Raw genomic sequence first — 22,373 nt, forward strand, 5'->3', positions numbered from 1 at the left:
CCTGTCGGGAGACGACAGGCCTGGCTCGCCACGAACATGGCCCAGCCTCACCGCGTCCCGCGTTGGCGCAACGCCGACGGCATGAAATACGCGTCTTCCGGCACCGGTTGCGAGAAGTCCACGGTGGAGGCTTCTTCGTTGTCGAGGTTCTGCACGTAGTAACGCCGCGCCTGCAAATCGTGGAACACGTCCAGCGCGCTCCAGGTGGTCGGCAGGTCGTAGAAGTTTTTCAGGTAGGCCATCGACACCCGCCACAACTCCCCTCGCCCGTCGTATTGATCGACCAGTGCCGCGCCCCAGCTGTCCTCGTCGAGAAACAGCACACGTTTGGAATAGATATGCCGCGCGCCCGGCTTGAGGTTGCCTTCGACCACCCACACGCGGTGCAGCTCATAGCGGGTGAACTGCGGGTTGAGATGGCCCGGGGTGAGCAGTTGCGCGTACTTCACATCGGGGCTGCCGACCTTGTAATTGTTGTAGGGGATATAGATTTCCTGCTTGCCCTTGAGCGTCCAGTCGTAGCGGTCTGGCGAGCCATTGAACAGGTCGGTGTCGTCGGCGGTGCGCAGGCCATCGGACGAGGCGATCGGCGTGTCATACGCAAGGTTCGGCGCACGGCGCACGCGGCGTTGGCCGGCGTCGTAGACCCAGGCCTGACGCGGATCCTTGAGCTGGTCGAGCATCTCGTGCACCAGCGCCGCACCGCCGGCCAGCCGCGCCGGACTTTTCACGAAGGCGAGGTAGTAGAACAGGATGTTTTTCAGGTCAGCGTACTGCCCGCCCGGACGGTAGAAATTGAACAGCGCTTCCTGCTGCGAGGTGAGCAGCGCAAAGCTGCCGTTGCGCTGCACCGGGGCTTCGGACGCGCGGCGCACCACGTAGATGCCGCGATAACGGGTGATGTGGTTCCACAACACCTCGACGCCATCCTTGGGCACCGGGAACGGCACACCGCCGTAGGCATCGGCGAATCCGCTGCCACCCTCCAGCAGCTTGGCCGAGGTCGCGTTCTTCAAGGTGTTGTCATACAGCCACTGCGGCGCCGACCCCGAACGACGCGACGGATAGACCGGCATCTGGAACGTGTCGGGGTAGCTGTTGAACAGCGCGATCTGCCCGGGACTCAGGTGCGCCTTGTACTGCTCCAGATTGGCCTTGGTGATGGTGAACAGCGGCTTGTCCGCGGCGTACGGGTCCGGGTGATGTTGCCCCGGTTTGTAGCCGGCCGGCGCCTGGGTGATGCCACCGGTCCAGGCCGGGATGGAGCCGGCGGCGTTGCCCGCACGCTCGGCGCCCATGGGCGTGAGGGTGGTTTTCAGTTGTTCGGCTTGTTGCGGGGTGATGGCGGCGAGTGCGCTGCCAGCGGTCAGGCCCAGAACAAGCGCCAGCATGGTTTTGCTGAATCGTGATGAGTAAAACATGATCGATCTCCGAGATGGGAGTGAGGTCTGAAAATCACCGAAAGTCCGTTGTAGGAGTGAGCCTGCTCGCGATAGCGGTGTGTCAGACAACCTCTACTGCGACTGAAAATCCGCTATCGCGAGCAGGCTCACTCCTACAAGGGGTGCGCCTGTGTTCTGGCTATCAAAGGAAGTACTTGAGGTTGAACCCGACGTTGTCGCGGTCGCGAATGCCGTTGTTCTGCCCGCCGCCCCAGAAGTTGGTGTATTGCACCTCGGCCTCGAGCTTGTTCTGGTAGTTGGCCTTGATCCCCAGGGTGTAGGCCTTGCGCCCTTCGATGGCGTTGCCGGCCTGATAACTGTTGCCCTTGAAGTCGTCCTTGTAGACGACGTAGGGCGAAACGTTGACCCCGGCGTACACGTCGTTCCAGGTGCCGTTGAACATCACCGTGTAGCTGTAGGAATTGCGGTTGACCTGATCGTCACGATCACCGCCGGACACATAAGAAGTGTTGCCGGTGCCGGCGTAATACCGCGTGCTGCCGTCGTAGGCGGTGTATTGCAGGCTGCTGCCGCGCAGGTGCTCGGAGGCCAGTTCGAAGATGCCGAACATCGAGTCGAACGACAGCGTCGGGCCGAAGTTGTAGATGCTGCCCAACGAAGTATTGAACGCCTCGACGCGTTCGGCGTTGTTGATCTCGCTGTCGAGGGTGACCATCTGCCCGCCGACGTTGATCGCTTTGCCGGTCACTGCAGTCGCAGCACCGTTAGCCAGGTCGCCGATCAAATCGTTGGTGGCGGCCACACCAATCGGCAGGTTCGGCCGATAGGCAATTTCGCCGAATACCGAGGCCTGGCCCAAGGTGGTGTTGAAGCTGAAACCGTACATGCGGATGTCTTCGGCATAACGCCGATGCGCCTGGATGCTGCCCATCACATCGGCGGTGGCCAGACCGTTGGCCAGTGCCCCGGCCTGACTGCCGGCCACGCTGGAGAGCATGTTGGTCAGGGCATTCATGTCGATGCCCTTGTAGCCACCGAGGTCAGCGGCGATGGTCGGTTCCTTGGCGTGGTAGTTGACCATGTACAGGCCGAACTCGGTGCTGTTGAGTTCTTCGGCGATGTAGCGGAAGGCAAAGCCGAACTGCCCGTCGTTGCGCGCGTTGTAGTCCTTGCCGATCGACGCCACTTTCAGCGTATTGCCGTAGGCCGGGGTCACGCCGTTGGCGTAGAGGCCGGTGCTTTTCAACGCCGGGCCGAGCAACGGGTTGTTGCCCAGCGCGCTGTACAGGCCGATGACGTTGCCGAAGCCCGGCACCGGGGTGTCGAGCGCCGTGCCGCTGAAGTTGTTGTAACCGGTGTTGCCGCCATCGGCGAACAGGTCGGTCTGCGAATAGAAGGTGCCGACCGGGTCGATGCGGGTTTCCTTCCAGTTAGTCTGGTAGAAGCTTTCCATCGTCAGCGAATCCGTGAGGCCGATGTTGAAGCTCACGGCCTCCACCGGCATCAGCACTTCCTTGACCTCGGCGCCCGGCAACCGGTACTTGGCGGCGTCCACCGGGTTGGTGGTGTTGATCCCGCCACGATAGAAAATCCCCTCGCCCCAGTTGAACACCTGACGCCCGAGCCGGGCGGTCACCGGCATCTGCGCCACGTCCCAGTTGCCGTAGACATAGGCATCGAGCATCTCGATCCGGCTGCCGGCGATGTCGCGGGTCTGGCGGGTGAAGCGGTCGTCCTGCGGGTAGCTCTGGCTCGGCTGCGACGGGTTGTTGTTGCGGTAGTAATCGTTGCGCTTGTCCATCAGTTGGGTGTCGTAGAACGCGGTGCCGCGCAGGAACATCCCGTAGTTCTGATAGTTGGCTTCCAGCTCCGAGGTGATCTTGTACACCTCGGAAACCAGCCCGGTGTCGAAGTTGCGATTGCCGTCGTTGGTGTTGACGTCATCGTTGTTCTTGTCGCGACCCTGCACCCGCCACAAACGGCCATAGGACAAGGTCGTGTCGATCGAGCCGGTGACCTGATTGTCCAGCACACTGAACTCCTTGGCCTGCACACCATCGACGGCGCACAGTTGCAGCAGCCCTGCCAGACCGACGCCGGGGAGCGCTACGCCAGACAGGCGAAATCGAGCTTTCATGATCTGTTCCTCTTTCCCTGGTTTTATTGTTGTGGGGTGCATTACCGCTATGGCCGGGGCGTCAGTGCGGCGCTGACATAAATCCGGCTGTGCGCGCCGAAATGCCCGAGCAACTTGAACAACTGCTGATTGAGCGCCGGATGCTCGAACGTCTCGCGCTGCAGTTGGTTGCCGCGGCGGAAATCGCTGGTCGCCGGCGCCGTCTGCAGCCATTGGCCGATGGCGTCATCGAACGCGGCGGAATCGTCCACCGACTCGGCGCTGACCACCTCGCGCAGGTAGTCCACCGAGTAGGCTGGATAACGTTTGTCCTCGGCCACATCGGCGTAGGCCGCGAGCATCGGATGCGGTTGACCGGCACGCAGCACGCGGCGCAACCAGGTCGCCTGGTACTTCTCGATTTCCATGTGGCGGGTGGCGACGCGTTCGATGGAGGCTTGCTTGTCATCCGCAAAACCGGCCAGCGCCTTGCCCTCCAATAACAACAAACTCGGCAGCTCGACCCCGGGCAATGGCTTGGCGTGATAGGGCTGGGTCAGGTCCTGCACGTGGTGCACGCCCCACCCGAGAAAGCGGTAGCCCCAGTAAGAATGGCCAGTGGCGAACGCCAGTCGCGCCAGCCCCATGTACTGATAGGCGCGCCAGTCCGGCCAACTGCGCTGAAGAAATCCGGCGGCGGCATACACCACCGCGCTCTCATGGAAGAAGCCCATGTGGAACGGCGCCTGCGAGCTGTACTGAAAGCGCTCATCGCCGAACGGCTGCGGGCCGAAGCCGTACAGTGCGCCGACCTCGCCGGGGTTGTCGCTGAACAGGTTGATGTCGTGACCGTAATCCGGCTCATCGGCAGCGCTCGCCACCACCGCCAGCGGCGCGACGGTCTCGCCGTCGGCCACGCGAATGAAGCGCTGGCGATTCCACGGCGAAAGCGTCTGCTCGACCATCACCTGATCGGCCGGCAGGTGTTCACGCTCGGGCAGGTCCTGACCCGGCAGCGGTTGAATGACCATCGCCAGATGAATGCGCGGATTGAGCCGCAGCGCGGTGAGAAAGTCGTGGCGCAGATTGTCGCCCGGCACGGCGGGCAACTTCAGATTGTCGGGGCGTGGCGGGTACTGGGCGAAGTGTTCACGAGCGAAGCTTTCCTGTTGCTCCAGCAGCGCCACCACGGCCGGATACTGCTCGGTGAGAAAGCGCTCCAGCGGCTCGACCGCAACCGGTGGCGCATCGCGCAGGGCCGGCAGCGCCTGCAACGCCAGATAGCTGCCCACCGTGTGATTCGACCAGCCCCACGCCGCCGGGGCCATTGCACAAAGCAGCAACAGGAGAAAGGTCAGCTTCATTGCTTTTAGTTCTTATTGGAGGTGCTGTGGGGGTTGAGCCTAACAACCGCCCCCGGCGCTGACACTGTCCAATCTCACCAGAAAAAGTCTCCGATAGCGCCATATGAGGCTCACCCCGCACCTGTGTAGGAGCTGCCGAAGGCTGCGATCTTTTGACTTTGATTCTTTAAAAACAAGATCAAAAGATCGCAGCCTTCGGCAGCTCCTACAGGGGATTTTCGGTGTCTGGTTAAGCGGGGTAACCGGTGATCTTGCGGATGCTCTGGTACAACGGCTTGAGCTGGCGGTACATACGCAAATACACCTCTTTGTATAAGCGCTCGTAAACTTGCTGCGCCTCGGGTTGCGGAGTGAATACCGCCCCGACTCGAGTCATCGCAGCTATCGCCGCCGGGAAATCCGCGTACAACCCCAACCCCACCGCACAGCAGATCGCCGCGCCCAATCCGGACGCTTCATACACATGCGGACGCTCCGCCGGCAGGCCAAAAATATTCGCCGTGAGCTGCATCGCCGCATCGCTCTGCGAGCCGCCACCGGCCACCCGCAGACGCTTGATCGAGACCTTCGAGCGCTTCTCGATCTTCTCCATGCCCTGACGCAACGCGTACGCGAGCCCCTCCAGAATCGCCCGGTAAATGTGCGCGCGGGTGTGTACATCGCCGAAGCCGATCATCGCGCCTTTGGCCTCGACGCCCGGCTCGCGAATCCCCGGCGACCAATAGGGTTGCAGCATCAAGCCCATCGACCCCGGCGGCACCGCGTTGACCAGTGCATCGAACAGCTGCTCGGGCTCGATACCCTGCTCTTTGGCCTGCTGCATCTCGCGCAGGCCGAACTCGTTCTTGAACCAGCTGACCATCCAGTAACCGCGATAAATCATCACCTCGCAGTTGTATTGATCCGGCACTGCCGACGGATACGGCGGGATCAACGGGACGATTTCCAGATAGCGCGAGCGGGTGCTGGTGATCGTCGCGGTGGTGCCGTAGGACAGGCACACCGTGCTCGTGTCGACCACGCCGGAACCGACCACTTCACAAGCCTTGTCAGCGCCCGCCGCAATCAGCGGCAAGCCCTCGGGAATCCCGGTGTGGCGGCTGGCTTCGGCGCTGATGTAGCCGAGGGTTTCGCCAGGTTTGTGCAAGGTCGGCAATTGCTCGGGACGCACCGCCAGCGCCTGCCATTTCCAGTCGCTGGGCGCGGCCCATTTCAGCCGTTTGAAATCGAATGGCAGGTAGCCGACGCAGCAGCCCACCGAATCGACAAAGCGTCCGCACAGGCGATGGGTGAGAAACCCCGAGAGCAGCAAAAACTTGTCGGTCGCCGCCCATACATCAGGCTGGTGTCTGGCGATCCAGTTGGCCTCGGCCTGGGCGCGAAAATAATCCACGGTGGCCTGCGCGCCGACCAGTTTGAACAGCCAGCCCCATGGCCCCTTGATTCCGCCCTCGACTTCACTCTGGCGCTGATCGAGCCACAGAATCGCCGGGCGCAGCGGCTTGCCCTCGGCATCGACGTTGATCACCGTGCCGCGCTGGGTGGTCAGCGATACCCCGGCAATGTGCGAACGATCAATCCCGGTTTGCGCCCACACCTGTTGGCAAGCCTCGCCGAGTTTCGCCCAGTAATACTCCGGATCCTGCTCAGCCCAGCCCGGTTGCGTCGAGAAGTAAGCCTGCAACTCGACCTTGCCTTTGCCCAGCAGATTGCCCTGCAGATCGAAAAGCAATGCGCGCACGCTTTGGGTGCCGTTGTCGATCGCCAGCAGGTAACGCTTGTGCGGGTGGTTATCCATGGCGCTCTCTTCAAGGGGCATCAAGGCGTGGCCTCCGGCAAACCGTGATGGCGCTGCCACAACGCTCGGTAACGCTGCAGCTCTTGCTGCCAGTGTGCATCGTCCCAGCCCAGGCGTGGCTGGCACAACTGGCGAATGGCGACGAAATGATCTTCGCCACCACGCGCCAGCAACAGGCCCAGACGGGTGCGGCGCAGCAACAGATCATCGAGGTGCAGGACCATTTCCGCTTCACAGGCAAACGCCAGTTCCGCCCACAAGGTGTCGGTGTTGCCGACGGTGTCGTGGCCCAATTCAGTGATCAACTGCGCCAGCCTCGGCAAGTCGCGGCCATGGCGTCCGGCCAGGCGGCGCCACTGTTGGGGGCTGAGTCCGGGAATAGTCAGTGGCGGCACGGCAGCGAATACCGGCGCAGCGTCATCCACGAAATGACGACCGAGCATGCCGGCGCACGCCTCGAGCACTTCGATGGCTTGCGGGCGAAACGTGGTCAGTTTGCCGCCGGCCAGAGTCACGCAACCCGGCTCCTGCCACAGCACGTGCTCACGGGTTTCGTTCGACGGTTTGTCTTGAGGCGCGCTGGCACTGCCGACCACCGGGCGTACGCCTGACCAGGTCGAGAGCACATCGCTGGCGACCACTTCAGCGCCGGGAAATTGTTGCTGGCAAGCGGCGAGCAGATAGTCCAGTTCTTCTGCGCTGATGCTCGCGCTCTGATCCAGATCCTCGCGATGATCGAGATCGGTGGTGCCGACCACGGTCGCGCCTTCCCAGGGAAAAACGAATACCGGCCGACGGTCGCGCTCATGCAGAAAAGTGAACGCCTGCGCCACCGGCAGGCGCCAGCCCGGCAGCAGCAAATGACTGCCCCGCAGCGGGCGCAATTGCCTTGGCGCCTCGGGCAAACGCAGGCGTTCCGCCCAGGCACCCGTCGCCACCGCCAGCACGCCACAGCGTAATTGCAGCGACCCGCCGGCTTCGCAGTCTTCAATCTGCACCCCGCACACCCGCCCGTCTTCGCGCAGCAACTGTTCGACACGCACGCCGTTGAGCACCACCGCCCCATCGGCCCGCGCTTCGCTCAACACGCGCATCACCAACCGTGCGTCATCGGTCAGCGCATCGACGAAACAGGTGCCACCGAGCAGGTCGTTTTCCTTCACCCCCGGCGCCAGAAAACGCAGTTGCTGCGCGTCATGAAAACAATGGCTGCGCCGCCCCGCCAACGCGTCATACACCGACAACAAACCACCGAGCACCCGCGGCCCGGGAAAGCCGCCGCGATAGTGCGGCATCATGAAACTCATCGGTTCCACCAGCCCCGGCGCTTCGTCGAGCAGACGCTGACGTTCGCGCACCGAATCGCGGGTCAGACGCCACTGGCCCTTGGCGATGTAGCGCAAACCGCCGTGAACCATTTTCGACGATCGGCTGGAGGTGCCCCAGGCGAAGTCCCGTTGTTCCAGCAGCAGACAACGCCAGCCACGCCGCGCCGCTTCGCGCAGGATGCCGGCACCGCTGATGCCGCCGCCGATGACGATCAGGTCCCAGGTTTCGGCCGCCAATGTCGGCAGAATCTGCTGGCGCCACGCGGCGTTCCAGTCCTGATTCATGGTCGTCACTCCGGCAACAACGTGCCGGGGTTGAGGCGCCCGGCCGGATCGAAGTGCTCGCTCAGCGCCCGCAAGGTGTCCATCGCCAGCGCGCCTTTTTCGCGCAGCAGGTACGGCGCGTGATCCTTGCCCACGCCATGCTGGTGGCTGATGGTGCCGTGGTTGTCGACGATGGTCTGGCTGGCCGCGTGCTTGAGCGCCTGCCAGCGCACCAGCGTCGCCGGGTAATCCGCCGCCGGACGAAACACGTAGGTGGTGTAGATACTCGAACCTTCGCCGTAGACATGGGACAGGTGGGTGAACACATGCACCCGCTCGCCCTCCGCCGCCAGGGCGTCGCGCAGGCTGTTTTCGATCAGGTTGAGCAGGTGGTCGACGTTGCTCCAGTCGGTGGCGGTTTCCAGGGTGTCGACCACGTAACCGGCGTTCCACAGGTTCTCGCGCAGGTAAGGGAAACGGAAGCGGTTCTGCGCCCACTTCTTGCCGAGCAAGGTGCCAGTGAATACGCCGCCGAAGGCTTTCAGATGCTGCCGGGCCTGGGTCAAGGACAACGCGTTCTGTCGACGATTGCCGGTCACGCCGAAGGTCAGCAGGCACTTGCCCTCACCGGCGCCGCGCAGGCTCAGGTACTTTTCCAGCCAGGCGATTTGCTGCGGATGGCCGGCCAGCGCCAGTTGGGTTTCGGTTTCCACCGCATTGGATAAACGCAGCATCGACAGCGGCACCCGCGCCTGCGCCAACTGGCGGATCGCTTGCAGCGCCTTGCTCCAACTGGGCAGGAACACCCCGTAGAAACGCTCATCGGCAGGCAACGGACTGACCCGCACCTTCACCTCGGAAATGATCCCGAAACGGCCCTCGCAGCCGAGCACCACTTCGCGCAGATCAGGCCCCGCCGCCGAGGCTGGGAAAGTCGGAATGTCCAACGGTCCGGCAAAGGTTTCCAAGGTGCCGCCGGCGAACAACTGCTCGATGCGCCCGTAGCGCAACGACTGCTGACCACTGGAGCGACTGGCGACCCAACCGCCCAGCGTCGACAGCTCCCACGACTGCGGGAAATGCCCCAGCGTGTAGCCCCGGGCGCGCAGCTGACTTTCCACCTGCGGGCCACTGGCACCGGGGCCGAACGTCGCCAGTTGGCTGACCTCGTCGAGGTCGATCAGGCGATTCATCCGCGCCAGCGACACCGTCACCACCGGCCGCGCCGAGTCCGGCGGATTGATGTGCCCGGCCACCGAGGTGCCGCCGCCGTAGGGAATCAGACACAGGTCGCACTCATGGGCCAGCGCCAGCAACTGGCGGATCTGCTCGGCGGTTTCGGGGAACGCCACGGCGTCGGGATAGTTGCCCAGTGCGCCCTCGCGCAGCGCCAGCCAGTCCGGCAGGCTCTGGCCCCGGGCGTGCAGCAGTCGATCATGGGCATCGACGCTGTACAAGGCGTGCGGCGCCAGCCGCGAGACTGGCACCCGCGTCAATGCCGCCTCCAGCGTGGCATCGGGCAGCGCGCGCCCGGCCCCCAGCCGTTCATTGAGAAAACTCGCGCCCTGGGCCGGCAGTTCGACCACCGTGGTTGCATCTCCCCAGCCGTTCCAGCGTCGCATGCGTGTGTCCTTCTTATGCTGTCTGATCAGTGATGTGGCAGGCCTCCATACTAGTCAGCGGCCAAAAAGTGTCACGGTCGCATCCGGCCAGTTCGAGTAGCCAATTGAGTCAAACGTCGCGCAAGTGCCAGCCATTTACTTTAGCCGTGGTTTCAAATTACCTTTCAGCCATTCATTCGCTCATGCAGGCCTTGATCAAGGGAACTGGATCATGCAATCGCTCGGCTTCACCTCCGTTCCGCCGCTGCTCAAATACGTGCGCCATGCCGAGCAATTGGGCATGGCCATCGAGCCGGCGTTGGCGGCGGCCGGTTTGCAGGGGGCGCAGTTGAGCGACAACACCCTGCGCCTGCCGGGTGAGGTGCATGAGCGCCTGCTGGATTACTTCTGCGAACACTCGGGCGATCCGCTGTTCGGTCTCAACGCGGCGAACTTCGTCTTGCCCAATTCCTGGAGCGTGCTGGGTTACATCACCATGAACTGCGCGACCCTGGGTGAGGCCATGAGCCGGATCATGCCGTTCGAAAAGCTGGTGGGCGACATGGGCGTCAGCCGTGCCGAAGTGCAGGACGGCCACGTGCACCTGATCTGGACTTGCCGCTACGAGCGCCCACGGATTCGCCGGCATCTGGTGGAAAACGTCCTCGGTTCGTGGCTGCACTATGCGCGCTGGATCGCCGACACGCAGATGTCGCCCGCCGCCGTGTGGCTGGAACATTCCTGCCCGGCCGAAACCACCCCGGCGCAGTACGAAGCCTTTTTCGCTTGCCCGGTTTTTTTCGATAAACCTTATTCAGCGCTGATCGTGCCGCTGCCATACCTGCAATTGCCGTTGCGCCAGGCCGATGCGCAATTGCTGCGCACTCTGGAAGAACACGCGATGGGCCTGATGGCGACGCTGGAGGATGCGTCGCTGCAGCAGCGGGTCAAAAGCATCCTGCGCCAGTTGCTCAAGGAAGGCTTGCCGCGCAAGGAACAGGTGGCCGAGCAACTGGCAGTGTCGGTGCGTACGCTGCAACGCCAGTTGCATCAGGCGGGGACGTCGTATCAGCAAATCCTCGATGACCTGCGCCAGGAGTTGGCCGAGCATTACCTGTTGAACAGCACACTGCCGATTCAGGACATTGCGCAGTATCTGGGGTTTACCGAGCCGAGGTCGTTCCACCGCACGTTCAAGAGCCGGCGCGGGATGCCGCTGGGGGAGTTTCGGCAGATGCATCGGGGGTGACGGGACTGGCGCCATCGCGAGCAGGCTCGCTCCTACAGTTGAACTTCAGTGAACGCAGATTTTGTGTTCGGCACAGCTCACTGTAGGAGTGAGCCTGCTCGCGATGAGGCCAGCCGCCATAACGCAATAAACATTTTTTTGCGCAGATGTTTAAGGACACTCAGCGTTACGCGAAACCACCCACAAATCCTTGCGCCGCTGCCTACGGCTAAGCCAGAATCCGCCGGCTTGTGCGCCTTGGAGCCCATCGGTAACTTGATTCCGTCACTGATTCCCAGTGATCGGGTTTAGTAGCCCGAGGTAATTCGGTTGGTCGTACATTCATCACAGGTGCTGCATACCTGAGCTTGATGGTGGCTGTACGTAGGGCGCTTCGGCGCGCCGGCTTAAGCTGAGTTCCCCGGTCTACTAACCTGCGTACAGCTGCCACCCTTTCGTTTAGTAGCAAAGGGGCTGGCGCTCAATAACGGGAACACAGCCTATGTTCAAAGTTACGCCAAACCCACCGGACACCGATCCGGCCTCCCCCTACGAAACACCCGAATCAAAGAAATTCCACGAAGCCGCCGAGCGCGCCCTCGATCACTATCTCGGCCCGCCGACGCCCGCCATCATGGCCACCCCTTACCAGCCCAATCGCCTCTACATGGCCAACCCGGCCAGTGGCACCGAACCGTTGCTGGCCGACGCTTGCGAAACCCTTGGTTCGGCCACCGTCATGCTCAACGACTTCGCCGGCCTGCTGGAAGGCTCGCACCGCAAGACCCTGCAAGGCATCGCGCAGGTGGTGATGGTGGCGGAAATCGCCGTTAATCGCGTGCTCGATACGTTAGTGCCGACCGAATAACGAAAAAGCCCGCTGCCAGACCTTAATGGTTGGGCAGCGGGCTTTTTTGTATGGCTCGGCTCAGAGACTGATCGCGTTGGTAAACACCAGTCGATTACCAAACGGATCAGCAATCGTCATGTCCTGACTCCCCCACGGCATCGCCTGAATCCCCGGGTGCGAGAACTTGTAATCCTTGGCCAGCAACTGCTGCTCAAACGCCTCCAGCTCATCGGTCTCGATGCGCAACGCCGAACCCGGTGTCGCATCGCCATGATGCTCGGACAGGTGCAGCACGCACTCGCCACGGGACACCTGCAGATACAACGGGAAGTTGGCTTCGAAGCGATGCTGCCAATCGATCTTGAAACCGAGGAAATCAACGTAGAATTCCAACGCCTTGGCTTCATCGAAGATCCGCAGGATCGGGGTGGTTTTGCCGAAGCTCATGGGGTGCTCCCTGACTGATTGACCCAAGAGTGTCACTGGGCTGGATGTCAGCGATTCGGCTTGGTTTCGACATTCTTTAATCTCAGAGTGCCACTATGGGGCGCAGATCAAAAGATCGCAGCCTGCGGCAGCTCCTACAGGGGCTTGACAATCAATTGAAACCTTCGCGCAAATCTCCGTCCCGCGCTAAAAACCGCCCTTCCCGGCGACCACTGGCCTGTCCGTCGCGATAGCTCAGCACGCCATTGACCCACACCCCATCGATCCCCTGCGCCGCCCGCTGCGGGTCGTGGAAATCCGCCACGTCACGCACCGTCGCCGGATTGAACAACACCAGATCCGCCCAATAACCTTCACGAATCTCGCCGCGCGCCTTCAAGCCAAAGCGCGCCGCCGACAGACCGGTCATTTTGTGCACGGCAGTGTGCAGTGGAAACAACCCGACATCGCGACAGAAATGTCCGAGCACCCGTGGGAAAGCACCCCACAGGCGCGGATGCGGGAATGGGTCTTCCGGGAGTCCGTCAGAACCGACCATCGACAATGGATGCGCAAGGATTTTTCGTACGTCCGCCTCGTCCATGCCGTAGTACACGGCGCCCGCCGGTTGCAGGCGCTTGGCCGCTTCCAGCAGCGGCACATTCCATTCGGCGGCGATGTCGATCAGATCGCGACCGCTGACGTGCGGGTGCGGTGTCGACCACGTGATGGTGATGCGATGGGCATCGGTGACTTGCTTCAGATCCAGCGTCGAAGAACTCGCCGCATAGGGATAGCAATCGCAACCCACGTGCTGGGTTTTCGCGGCCTCCTCCAGCGCCGCGAGCAACTGCGGACTACGCCCCCAGTTACCGACACCGGCGCATTTGAGGTGGGAAATGATCACCGGGGACTGTGAGTGGCGGCCGATGCTGAACGCTTCGTCCATCGCCTCCAGCACCGGTTCGAACTCACTGCGCAGGTGGGTGGTGTACACCGCGCCGAATGCCGTCAGTTCTTCGGTCAGTTGTTTCACTTCATCGGTGGACGCGTTGAAAGCGCTGGCGTAAGCCAGGCCTGTGGATAAACCCAAAGCGCCATGCTCCAGGCTGTCGCGCAATTGCTCGCGCATGGCGGCGATTTCGTCTGGCGTGGCGGTGCGGAACAGGTCGTCGAGGTGATTGCTGCGCAGTGCCGTGTGGCCGACCAGTGCGGCGACGTTGAGCGTGGTGTTCGCCGCTTCGACGGCAGCGCGATAATCGCTGAAACGCGGATAGACGAAGGCCGCCGCCGTGCCGAGCAGGTTCATCGGGTCCGGCGGATTGCCTTTCAAACTCACTGGCGAGGCGCTGATCCCGCAGTTGCCGACAATCACCGTGGTCACGCCCTGGCTGAGCTTGGGCAGCATCTCGGGCTGGCGGATGACCACGGTGTCGTCGTGGGTGTGCACGTCGATGAAACCCGGTGCGAGCACGCGGCCGGTGGCGTCGATTTCTTCTGTGGCGCGGGCATCGCGCAGGTCGCCGATGCGCTCGATGCGGCCGTTGAGAATCGCCACATCGGCGCGGTAGCCCGGTGCGTTGCTGCCATCGATGACCAGGGCGTTGCGAATCAGCGTGTCGTACTGCATGTCAGTCTCCCAGCGGCAGGTGATCGTCGCCGCCACGGTATTCGTCGAGGGCGAGTTTGATCCGTCGCAGACGCTCTTGATTGTCTTCAGGACAGGCCAGCGCCAGCTCGGTGGCGAGCACGTCGATGGCCAGCAGCATGCCGTAACGCGCCGCCGTCGGTTTGTAGATGAACGAGGTTTCCGCGCCTTGCAGCGGCAGGAGGATGTCGGCCAACTCGGCTAGAGGCGAGTCGGCGCGGGTGATGGCGAGGATGCGGGCGCCGTAGTTGCGCGCCAGCCCGACCGTTTCCAAAAGCTCCGGGGTGATGCCGGTCAGCGAGCAGACAATCAGCACCTGTTCGGCGTTCAGGCTGGCAGCGGTGACGCGCATCATCACCGCGTCGTGACACACCGCAATCGGGTAGCCGAGACGCACCAGCCGCACCTGCAACTCATCGCTGCACAGGGTCGAGCAACCGCCCAGGCCGAACGCATGAATCATCCGCGCCTGGCCGAGCATTTTCACCGCATCGGCGAAGCGTGATTCGTCGAACCCGGCCAGATGCTGGCGCAGCGTGGTTTCGATATCGCCGACAATCTGCCCGTAGAACGCCGACTGTTCAGGCGTACCCGCCGGGTCGAGAAAACGGCTGCCAACGCCGCTGGCCTGAGCCAGTTGCAGGCGCAGATCACGCAGGTCGCGGCAGCCAACCGTGCGGGCGAAACGCGACAACGTGGCGGTGCTGACCTCGGCCCGTTGCGCCAGATCTTCGAGGCTGGCGCTCGCGGCAAAGCCAACATCGTCGAGCATTAACCGGGCAATACGCCCCTCGCCGGCGCTGAAGGAGTCCTGACGGGCGCGGATCTGATAAAGGATGTCCATGGCGGCTGGCTCCGGTTACAGCAGGTAAGAAAGGCCGACGGTCAGACCGAAAGCGACCAGTGAGATCAGCGTCTCGAGCACGGTCCAGGTCTTGAACGTCTGCGCGACCGTCATGTTGAAGTATTCCTTGATCAACCAGAAGCCGCCGTCGTTGACGTGGGAAAAAATAACCGAGCCGGCGCCGGTCGCCAGCACCAACAGCTCCGGGTGTGGATAACCCAGACCAATGGCCACCGGCGCGACCACGCCGGATGCGGTGGTCATGGCCACGGTCGCCGAACCGGTGGCGACCCTCATCAACGCAGCGAACAGCCAGCCCATGATCAGCGGCGACAGGTGAAATTCGTGGGCCAGACCGACGATCTGATCGGTCACGCCGGCGTCGACCAGAATCCGGTTCAAGCCGCCGCCGGCGCCCACCAGCAAGGTGATGCTGGCGGTCGGTGCCAGGCACTCGTTGGTGAATTTGAGGATCGATTCACGGTTGAAACCCTGGGCGATGCCCAGCGTCCAGAAACTCAACAACGTGGCCAGCAACAGCGCGATCACCGAGTTGCCGATGAACAACAGGAACTGGTTGAAACCGCTGCCCGGCGTGGAAATCAGGTTGGCCCAGCCACCCATCAGCATGAGCACTACCGGCAACAGAATGGTCGCCATGGTGATGCCGAAACCCGGAAGTTTGTCGCGCGGTTCGCGGTCGAGGAATTGTTTTTCCAGTGGGTTATCCGCCGGCAGTTGAATGCGCGGCACGATGAATTTGGCGTACAGGGGGCCGGCGATAATCGCGGTCGGAATGCCGATGGCAATCGCATACAGCAAGGTCTGCCCGACCGATGCCTGATACGCCTGCACCGCGAGCATCGCCGCCGGGTGCGGCGGCACCAGCGCATGCACCACCGACAGACCGGCAACCATTGGCAGGCCAACCATCAGAATCGACACACCCACCCGCCGCGCCACGGTGAAGGCAATCGGCACCAGCAACACAAAGCCCACCTCGAAGAACAGCGGCAAGCCGACCAGAAACGCGATACAGACCATCGCCCAATGCGCATTTTTCTCGCCGAATTTCGCGATCAGCGTGCGCGCCATCTGCTCCGCGCCGCCGGATTCGGCCATCATCTTGCCGAGCATCGTCCCCAGCGCGACCACCAGCGCAATATGCCCCAGCGTCTTGCCTACCCCGGCCTCATACGCCCCCACCACAGCCGACGGCGGCATCCCCGCCACCAATGCCAGACCGATGGAAATCAGGGTGATGACAATGAACGGATTGAGCCGGTAACGGGCGATCAACACGATCAACGCAATGATGGCGACGGCGGCATACATCAGCAGCCAATAGCCGAAGGAAGGCGTCATGCGGTACTCCTCGAAAGGGTCACGTTCGAATGGGTTGTGAAACTCATAAATCATTTCGAGATCGAGTTTTCAAACGCCATGAAAGTAATTTTCGTAGAGAGATAAGGCGTGTCGCTAACGGATATGTCTTGTCGTGATTAATGAAAATCACGGGGCGGGATTTACATGTTCCTCTGCCGAACGCAAAAACCTGCAGGAGTGAGCCTGCTCGCGATAGCGGTGCGTCAAAACATGACTGTTTGACTGATACACCGCTTTCGCGAGCAAGCCCGCCCCCACAAGTGAACCGCATTCTGGCCGAAGGAATGCGATCAACCTATGGGAGCGGGCTTGCTCGCGAATGGCTTCACACGGTGTAGCGTGGACTCACACCATTTCGTTACGAATCCAGTCCACCACCGACGTACGCTTCGGCGCCCAGCCCAGCAGTTCGCGGGCGTGTTTGCCGCGTACGCGGCTGTTGGAGCCGAGGCCGTAGTTGGCCATTTCGTAACCCCATTCGGCTTCGGCGTCTTTCAGCGGCCAGTCTTGTGGCTGGCCGAGGTTCAGGGCTTGGGCCATGGCGGTGGTCATGTCGATGAACGAGGCTTCGCCGCTTTCGACGAAGTAGAAGGTGCCCGGCACGTTCCTGGTCAGCGCCAGCAGGTACAGGGCGACGACGTCTTCGATGTGCACGTTGGACCAGATGTTCTGCCCGGTCCCGACATGGCGCACCACACCGCTCTTGCGGGCCTGTTTCAACAGTCGCGGCAATTGCACGCTGTCGCGATGCACACCCAGGCTGTGGCCGTAGATCAGCGTGTTGCAGATCACCGCCGAGTTCACGCCATCCTTCGCCGCCGCGAGGATCAAGTTGTCGATCGCCACGCGGGCAGCTTTGTCGACAGTAGGCTCCGGCAGGTTGTCTTCGAAATAGATGACGTCGCTGGATTTGCCGCCCGAGGCATCGCCGACGATGCTCGATCCGCTGGTGTGCAGGAACACTTTGTTCGATCCGCGCAAGGCGTCGAGCAAGGCTTCGACGGCGCCACGATGGTCGCTGCTGGCGGCGTTGATCACCGCGTCAGCGGCGCGGGCCTGATCGGCCAGCAGCGTGCTGTCTTCGAGGGTGCCGATCACCGGAGTGATGCCCAATGCCTTGAGCTCATCAGCCTGTTCGGCGCTGCGCACCAGGCCTGTGACAGTGTGCCCGGCCTGGACCAGGCCGGTGGCGATGGAGCCGCCGATAAATCCGGCAGCGCCAGTGATGAATACATTCATGGAGAAACTCCCTGCGTGAATAAGTGATGCAGCGAGTATCGACCGGTAACCCTGGCGGAAAAACCCGCCACCGGCCAATTCACTCTTGCGCAGGGGTCACGAATCAACCTTTGAAGTCGGCGCTGGCGTAGGCCGCGAGTTTGCTCTGGATAAAGTCGAGGAAGCATTGAATACGCAGCGCCAGTTGCGAGTTACGGTAGTACACGGCGTTGATCGGCTGGCGATAACCGCTGTTGAACTCCGCCAGCAGCACCTTGAGGCGCCCGGCGCGAATGTCGTCGATGGTCATGAAGTGCGACAGGCAGGCAATGCCCTGCCCTTCCAGCGCCAGATGGCGCACGGTCTCGCCGCTGGAGGCGCTGATCGCCGGGGAGATCGGCCAGCGGTCGCCATGCACGTAACGCAGCGGCCATTGGTTGAGGCCTTCGTTGTGGGTGAAACCGAGCAAGGTGTGTTCGCTCAAGTCGGCGACTTGCTGCGGTGCACCGCGCTTCTCCAGATACGCCGGACTGGCGACGATCAGCAGCGGACTGCAACCCAGCGAGCGCGCATGCAACGTGGAGTCGGCAAGGGTGCCGATGCGGATGGCGACGTCGGTGCTTTGTTCCAGCAGGTCAATGATCAGGTCGTTGCTGTTGAGTTCGAGCTGGATGTCCGGGTACAGCCCGCGAAACTCGTCGATGTAGGGCACGATGGCGTGCAGCATGAAGGGCGATGCGGCGTTGATTCGCAGGCGTCCAGACGGAGTTTGCTGGCGAGAGGACAGACGCTCTTCGAGCGCATCCATCTGATCGAGGATCAGCTTGGCCTGCTCGAAGAAGTACTTGCCCTCCTCGGTCAGGTCCATGCGCCGCGTGGTGCGGTTGATCAGTGTGGTGTCGAGCTTGGCTTCCAGCCGCGACAACGTACGGCTGACCGCCGACGGCGTCTGCCCGACCTGCTCGGCGGCGGCGGAAATCGAACCGCACTCGATCACGCAGACGAAAATCTGCAACTCATCGGATCTGGCTTTCACGGGTATCCTCTTTGACATCGCCAAGATCGCAGCCTTCGGCAGCTCCTACATGGAAAGGGGTTCCTGTAGGAGCTGCCGAAGGCTGCGATCTTTTGCTGTTACCACCGATAGTAGCCCGAAACCACTCAGGCCTTCAGACCAAACACCTCAGTCAAATGCTGCTCATAACGCGCCACATCAGCCTCGATGTTCGGACGTTTCATCACATCCACACAGAGGAACGTCGGCAAACCGCTCATGCCGAGGAACTCGTTGGCCTTGTGAAACGGAAAATATACCGCGTCGACCCCCTTGGCTTCGAAGAAGTCGGTCGGGTCATCAAAGGCTTGCTGCGGTGCGTTCCAGGTCAGCGACAGCATGTATTGCTTGCCCTGAATCAGGCCGCCGCTGCCGTACTTCTGCGACGCGTCGGAACGGGTACGACCATCGCTGGCATAGAGGCTGCCGTGGCCTTCGGTGAAGACTTCGTCGAGGTACTTTTTGACGGTCCACGGCGCGCCCATCCACCAGCCCGGCATCTGATAGATGATCACGTCGGCCCAGAGGAATTTGGCGACTTCTTCAGCAACGTCGTAGCCCTCGTCGATGAAGGTGGTTTTGACATCCAGGCCGCCGCGATCGAGCACGCTCAGCGCGGTTTCGTGCAGGGTGGCGTTGTAACGACCGTCGGAGTGGGCGAATTTCTTGCCGCCATTGAGCAACAACACTTTTTTCATGAGAACGCCTCGCGCAGCCATTGGGCTGGAGAAAGATGGGAAAACGAATGGCGGCAGGTTAACCACCCATCTCGCGCGGAATAAGCCGCGTCGGCGCAAAATACATTTGATCAAAAAGCACGAATCGAATGCCGATTGTTGCAATAGCATTCTCGGCCATCTGCATTTGAGGAGTTGTTTTGATGAGTGAACGCCACGGTTTCATCCTGCACGCCAAGACCCGCCCGGAAAAGGCCGAGGCCTTCGAAGCGCTGTTTCGCGCCTATGTCGAGCCGAGCCGCGCCGAACCCGGCTGCATCGAGTACCACATGCTGCGCGACAAGCAGGACCCGACGCTGTTCATCTTCTACGAGATCTGGGAAAGCCAGGCGCACCTGGACGTGCACTCGAACCTGCCGCACATGCGCGAGTTTTTCGACAACCGCATGGCGTACCTGGAGCGCGATTTCGATATCCGTCGGATCGACATGCTCAGCGCGTCGTCGGCTAACCGCTGATCAGCAGATGGGCGCCGAGCGCGCCCAGTCCGAGAAAAAACACGCGCTTGAACAGCACGGCACTGATCCGCTGGCGCAGCCATTGGCCGAACCACATGCCCAGCAATGCCGGGATCAGCGCCAGCAGCGAGGCACTCAGCTCGCCACCGCCCAGCGCACCGCGCCACAACAACCCAGCGGCCAGCGCCAGGGTCGAGACCGTGAACGACAGGCCCAGCGCCTGCACCAACTGATCGCGGTTCAAGCCCAGCGCTTGCAGATACGGCACCGCCGGGATCACGAACACCCCGGTGGCCGAAGTGATCACGCCGGTGATCACTCCGCACACCGGACCGAGCCACGGTTCATGCCGAGGGCTGACCTGCAGCGTCGGCAGCAACAACCCGCTCAACGCATACAGCAGCAACGCCGCGCCCAGCCCGCGCACCACCCAATGTCCGCCCGCCATGCCGATCGACAAGGTGCCAATACCGGTGCCGAGAAAGATCATCAGCAGCATCGGCCACAGGCGTTTGATCAATCCTCTCAAATGCCCGCCGAATGCCAGTTGCCAGACATTGGTCAGCGTTGCCGGAACGATCAGCAGTGCCGCAGCCTGCGACGGCGCCATAGCCAGACCGAGCAGCCCCATGGCAACCGTGGGCAGGCCGAGGCCGATCACACCTTTGATCAGGCCGGCCAGGACGAACGTGACGAGGACCAGCAAGGACAAGGCCAGGCCGAGGTTTTGGTAGAAATCTGCGAGTGTGTTCATGGCGCTACTGTGCGCCTTGGGTGGTGGGTTGAAAATCTGCCATATACTGAGGGTGCCTCTGCCAATGCAAGAGGCTTAATAATTCATTGAGGCGACTGGCCCCATCGCGAACAGGCTCACTCCTACAAGTTTCGTGCTCGCCGCCAATCCAATGTGGAAGCGAGCCTGCTCGCGAAGAGGTCTGTCCAGACACTACAAAAACCACAGGCTGCCCATGCACTTCGACCTCAACGACCTGCGCCTCTACCTGCACATCCTCGACAGCGGCAACATCACCGCCGGCGCCGCCCGCAGCCATCTCTCGCTCGCCGCCGCCAGCGCCCGCATCCGCGCCATGGAAGCCTCGCTGGGCACTGATTTCCTGCAGCGCGGGCGCCGTGGCGTAACCCCGACACCGGCCGGCAAGGCGCTGGCCCGCCACGCGCGGATCCTCCTGCAACAGGCCGAACGCCTGCAGCAGGATCTGGCCGACTATGCCAAAGGCGTCAAAGGTCAGGTACGCCTGTTGTGCAACACCACGGCCATCACCGAATACCTGCCGGAGGTGCTCGCAGACTTTCTGCGCGACCATCCCAACCTTGACATCGATCTGCAGGAGTTACCCAGCGCCCGCATCACCCATGCCCTGCGGCAAGGCGCGGCGGACCTGGGGATCGTCTCCGATGCGGTCGATACCCGCGATTTGCAGACCCTGGCCTTTCGCGCCGATCCGCTGGTGCTGATCGCGCCGCGCGGCCATCCGCTGGCCGCGAAACCCTCGCTGAGCTTCGCCGAAACCCTGAGCCATGACTACGTGACCCTGGGCACCGACAGTGCGCTGGCGATTCATCTGGAAGAACAGGCGCTGCATGTCGGCCAGCGCATGGCCATCCGCATTCGCGCTGACGGCTTCGATGGCCTCATGCGCATGGTTACGCGCGGGGTGGGTCTGGCGATCGTGCCCAGGGTCGCGGTTGAGCGCTGGCCTTCGACGGACGCGTTTACCTGTGTGCCGCTGAACGACGCCTGGGCCAACCGCACGCTGCATCTGTGTGCACGCGATTTCGCGCACCTGCCGGCCTATGCGCAGGCCCTGCTGAATGCGTTGGCGCCTTGACTCTACCGCTAGGGGCAGACTCTATGCTGTGAGCTTCTTTTCAGGAGTACACACGATGAGCAAACGAATGCTCGTGATTCTGGGTCACCCCTCCAACGACAGTTTTTGCGGAGCATTGAGCGATACTTACGTCCAGGCGGCCAAAGACGCCGGGCATGACGTGCGCCTGATGCGTCTGGACGCATTGGACTTCGACCCGGTCTTGCACGAGGGCTACAACAAGGTTCAGCCGCTGGAGCCGGATCTGCTGCAGGCGCAGGCCGACATCACCTGGGCCGAACACCTGACTTTCGTTTATCCGATCTGGTGGGGCGGGATTCCGGCCCTGATGAAGGGCTTCCTGGACCGCATCTTCCTGCCCGGATTTGCCTTCAAGTACCGCGAGGGCAAAGCCTTCCCGGACAAACTGCTCAAGGGCCGCACGGCGCATCTGCTGGTGACCATGGACACGCCGTACTGGTACTACAAATGGGTCTACGGCATGCCGGGGCTGCACCAGGTGCGCAAGACCACGCTGGAATTCTGTGGGATCAAGCCGATCAAGACCCTGACGTTCGGCCCCATGATCGGCTCCAAGCCCAACCAGCGCGACACCTGGCTGGAGCAGGCCCGGGCCAGCGCCGCTTTCTGACGCTGGCGCACCTGTTCACCTGACGGCGCAGCCGCCGCCGTCAGTCCCTTTCGCGGGCTCTTGCCGACCCCGTCCGTCAGCTGTGCGCATCATTTACGCGCAGTTGCAACCTGCCGATGCTATTCACCCTATAATCGCCCGCCGATCAGGCTTCAAACCTGGTCCCGCT

The 22,373-nt window shown here is 62.1% G+C and carries 19 protein-coding genes; 5 read left to right on the forward strand and 14 right to left on the reverse strand.

The features are described 5' to 3' along the window. Positions 1–47: 47 nt before the first annotated feature. The 6 genes from KKQ10_RS18390 to KKQ10_RS18415 form a co-directional block, all read right to left on the reverse strand. Positions 48–1,421, reverse strand: a complete 1,374-nt coding sequence (locus KKQ10_RS18390) for a DUF1329 domain-containing protein (RefSeq protein WP_215501899.1) — start codon at positions 1,419–1,421, stop codon at positions 48–50. Positions 1,422–1,584: 163 nt separating this feature from the next. Continuing rightward, entirely contained in the window at positions 1,585–3,540 is a 1,956-nt protein-coding gene (locus tag KKQ10_RS18395) for a DUF1302 domain-containing protein (protein WP_215501900.1), read from the reverse strand. A 47-nt stretch (positions 3,541–3,587) separates the two neighbouring features. Further along, positions 3,588–4,883 (reverse strand): phospholipase C/P1 nuclease family protein, encoded by a 1,296-nt coding sequence (locus KKQ10_RS18400; RefSeq protein WP_215501901.1) that lies wholly within the window; start codon positions 4,881–4,883, stop codon positions 3,588–3,590. A gap of 229 nt (positions 4,884–5,112) precedes the next feature. Beyond that, positions 5,113–6,681 carry an FGGY-family carbohydrate kinase gene (locus KKQ10_RS18405; protein WP_215501932.1) on the reverse strand — a complete coding sequence of 523 codons (1,569 nt, stop codon included), beginning with the start codon at positions 6,679–6,681 and terminating at the stop codon, positions 5,113–5,115. Positions 6,682–6,701: 20 nt separating this feature from the next. Next, on the reverse strand, positions 6,702–8,294 hold the full coding sequence (locus KKQ10_RS18410) for a glycerol-3-phosphate dehydrogenase/oxidase (protein ID WP_215501902.1): 1,593 nt from the start codon (positions 8,292–8,294) through the stop codon (positions 6,702–6,704). Positions 8,295–8,299: 5 nt separating this feature from the next. After that, on the reverse strand, positions 8,300–9,895 hold the full coding sequence (locus KKQ10_RS18415; RefSeq protein ID WP_215501903.1) for an FAD-binding oxidoreductase: 1,596 nt from the start codon (positions 9,893–9,895) through the stop codon (positions 8,300–8,302). A 211-nt stretch (positions 9,896–10,106) separates the two neighbouring features. Between KKQ10_RS18415 and gliR the strand changes: the two genes are divergently transcribed. Both gliR and KKQ10_RS18425 read left to right on the forward strand, forming a co-directional pair. Further along, on the forward strand, positions 10,107–11,123 hold the full coding sequence (gene gliR / locus KKQ10_RS18420; protein WP_215501904.1) for an AraC family transcriptional regulator GliR: 1,017 nt from the start codon (positions 10,107–10,109) through the stop codon (positions 11,121–11,123). Between the two features lie 481 nt (positions 11,124–11,604). Further along, a complete protein-coding gene (locus KKQ10_RS18425; RefSeq protein ID WP_127650120.1) occupies positions 11,605–11,970 on the forward strand; it encodes a DUF6124 family protein in 366 nt (121 codons plus the stop codon). A gap of 60 nt (positions 11,971–12,030) precedes the next feature. Here the strand turns inward: KKQ10_RS18425 and KKQ10_RS18430 are convergent, their stop codons facing one another. From KKQ10_RS18430 to mdaB, 7 genes are all read right to left on the reverse strand, one after another. Then, positions 12,031–12,399 (reverse strand): glyoxalase superfamily protein, encoded by a 369-nt coding sequence (locus KKQ10_RS18430; RefSeq protein WP_127650122.1) that lies wholly within the window; start codon positions 12,397–12,399, stop codon positions 12,031–12,033. A 151-nt stretch (positions 12,400–12,550) separates the two neighbouring features. Further along, the gene (locus tag KKQ10_RS18435; protein WP_215501905.1) at positions 12,551–14,008 is read right to left on the reverse strand and encodes an N-acyl-D-amino-acid deacylase family protein; all 1,458 of its coding nucleotides are present in this window, start codon (positions 14,006–14,008) and stop codon (positions 12,551–12,553) included. 1 nt (position 14,009) lies between these two features. Further along, on the reverse strand, positions 14,010–14,870 hold the full coding sequence (locus KKQ10_RS18440; protein ID WP_215501906.1) for a MurR/RpiR family transcriptional regulator: 861 nt from the start codon (positions 14,868–14,870) through the stop codon (positions 14,010–14,012). Between the two features lie 15 nt (positions 14,871–14,885). Beyond that, positions 14,886–16,235: a GntP family permease gene (locus KKQ10_RS18445; RefSeq protein WP_215501907.1), complete on the reverse strand. Its 1,350-nt coding sequence runs from the start codon at positions 16,233–16,235 to the stop codon at positions 14,886–14,888. A gap of 366 nt (positions 16,236–16,601) precedes the next feature. After that, the gene (locus KKQ10_RS18450) at positions 16,602–17,495 is read right to left on the reverse strand and encodes an NAD-dependent epimerase/dehydratase family protein (RefSeq protein ID WP_215501908.1); all 894 of its coding nucleotides are present in this window, start codon (positions 17,493–17,495) and stop codon (positions 16,602–16,604) included. 103 nt (positions 17,496–17,598) lie between these two features. Then, positions 17,599–18,510, reverse strand: a complete 912-nt coding sequence (locus KKQ10_RS18455; RefSeq protein ID WP_215501909.1) for a LysR substrate-binding domain-containing protein — start codon at positions 18,508–18,510, stop codon at positions 17,599–17,601. A gap of 125 nt (positions 18,511–18,635) precedes the next feature. Further along, the gene (gene mdaB / locus KKQ10_RS18460; protein ID WP_215501910.1) at positions 18,636–19,226 is read right to left on the reverse strand and encodes an NADPH:quinone oxidoreductase MdaB; all 591 of its coding nucleotides are present in this window, start codon (positions 19,224–19,226) and stop codon (positions 18,636–18,638) included. Positions 19,227–19,408: 182 nt separating this feature from the next. Between mdaB and KKQ10_RS18465 the strand changes: the two genes are divergently transcribed. Next, entirely contained in the window at positions 19,409–19,723 is a 315-nt protein-coding gene (locus KKQ10_RS18465; protein ID WP_215501911.1) for a putative quinol monooxygenase, read from the forward strand. On the opposite strand, the gene KKQ10_RS18470 is transcribed toward KKQ10_RS18465, so the two are convergent. Further along, positions 19,713–20,477: a sulfite exporter TauE/SafE family protein gene (locus KKQ10_RS18470; protein ID WP_215501912.1), complete on the reverse strand. Its 765-nt coding sequence runs from the start codon at positions 20,475–20,477 to the stop codon at positions 19,713–19,715. The two genes, KKQ10_RS18465 and KKQ10_RS18470, sit on opposite strands and share 11 nt — an antisense overlap. Positions 20,478–20,691: 214 nt before the next feature. On the opposite strand from KKQ10_RS18470, the gene KKQ10_RS18475 reads away from it, so the two are divergent. Then, positions 20,692–21,573 (forward strand): LysR family transcriptional regulator, encoded by an 882-nt coding sequence (locus KKQ10_RS18475; protein WP_215501913.1) that lies wholly within the window; start codon positions 20,692–20,694, stop codon positions 21,571–21,573. 55 nt (positions 21,574–21,628) lie between these two features. Then, positions 21,629–22,204 (forward strand): NAD(P)H-dependent oxidoreductase, encoded by a 576-nt coding sequence (locus KKQ10_RS18480; protein WP_127650140.1) that lies wholly within the window; start codon positions 21,629–21,631, stop codon positions 22,202–22,204. Positions 22,205–22,373 lie beyond the last annotated feature (169 nt).

The organism is Pseudomonas sp. MG-9, from assembly GCF_018729515.1.
GTDB classification, from domain to species: Bacteria; Pseudomonadota; Gammaproteobacteria; order Pseudomonadales; family Pseudomonadaceae; genus Aquipseudomonas; species Aquipseudomonas serboccidentalis.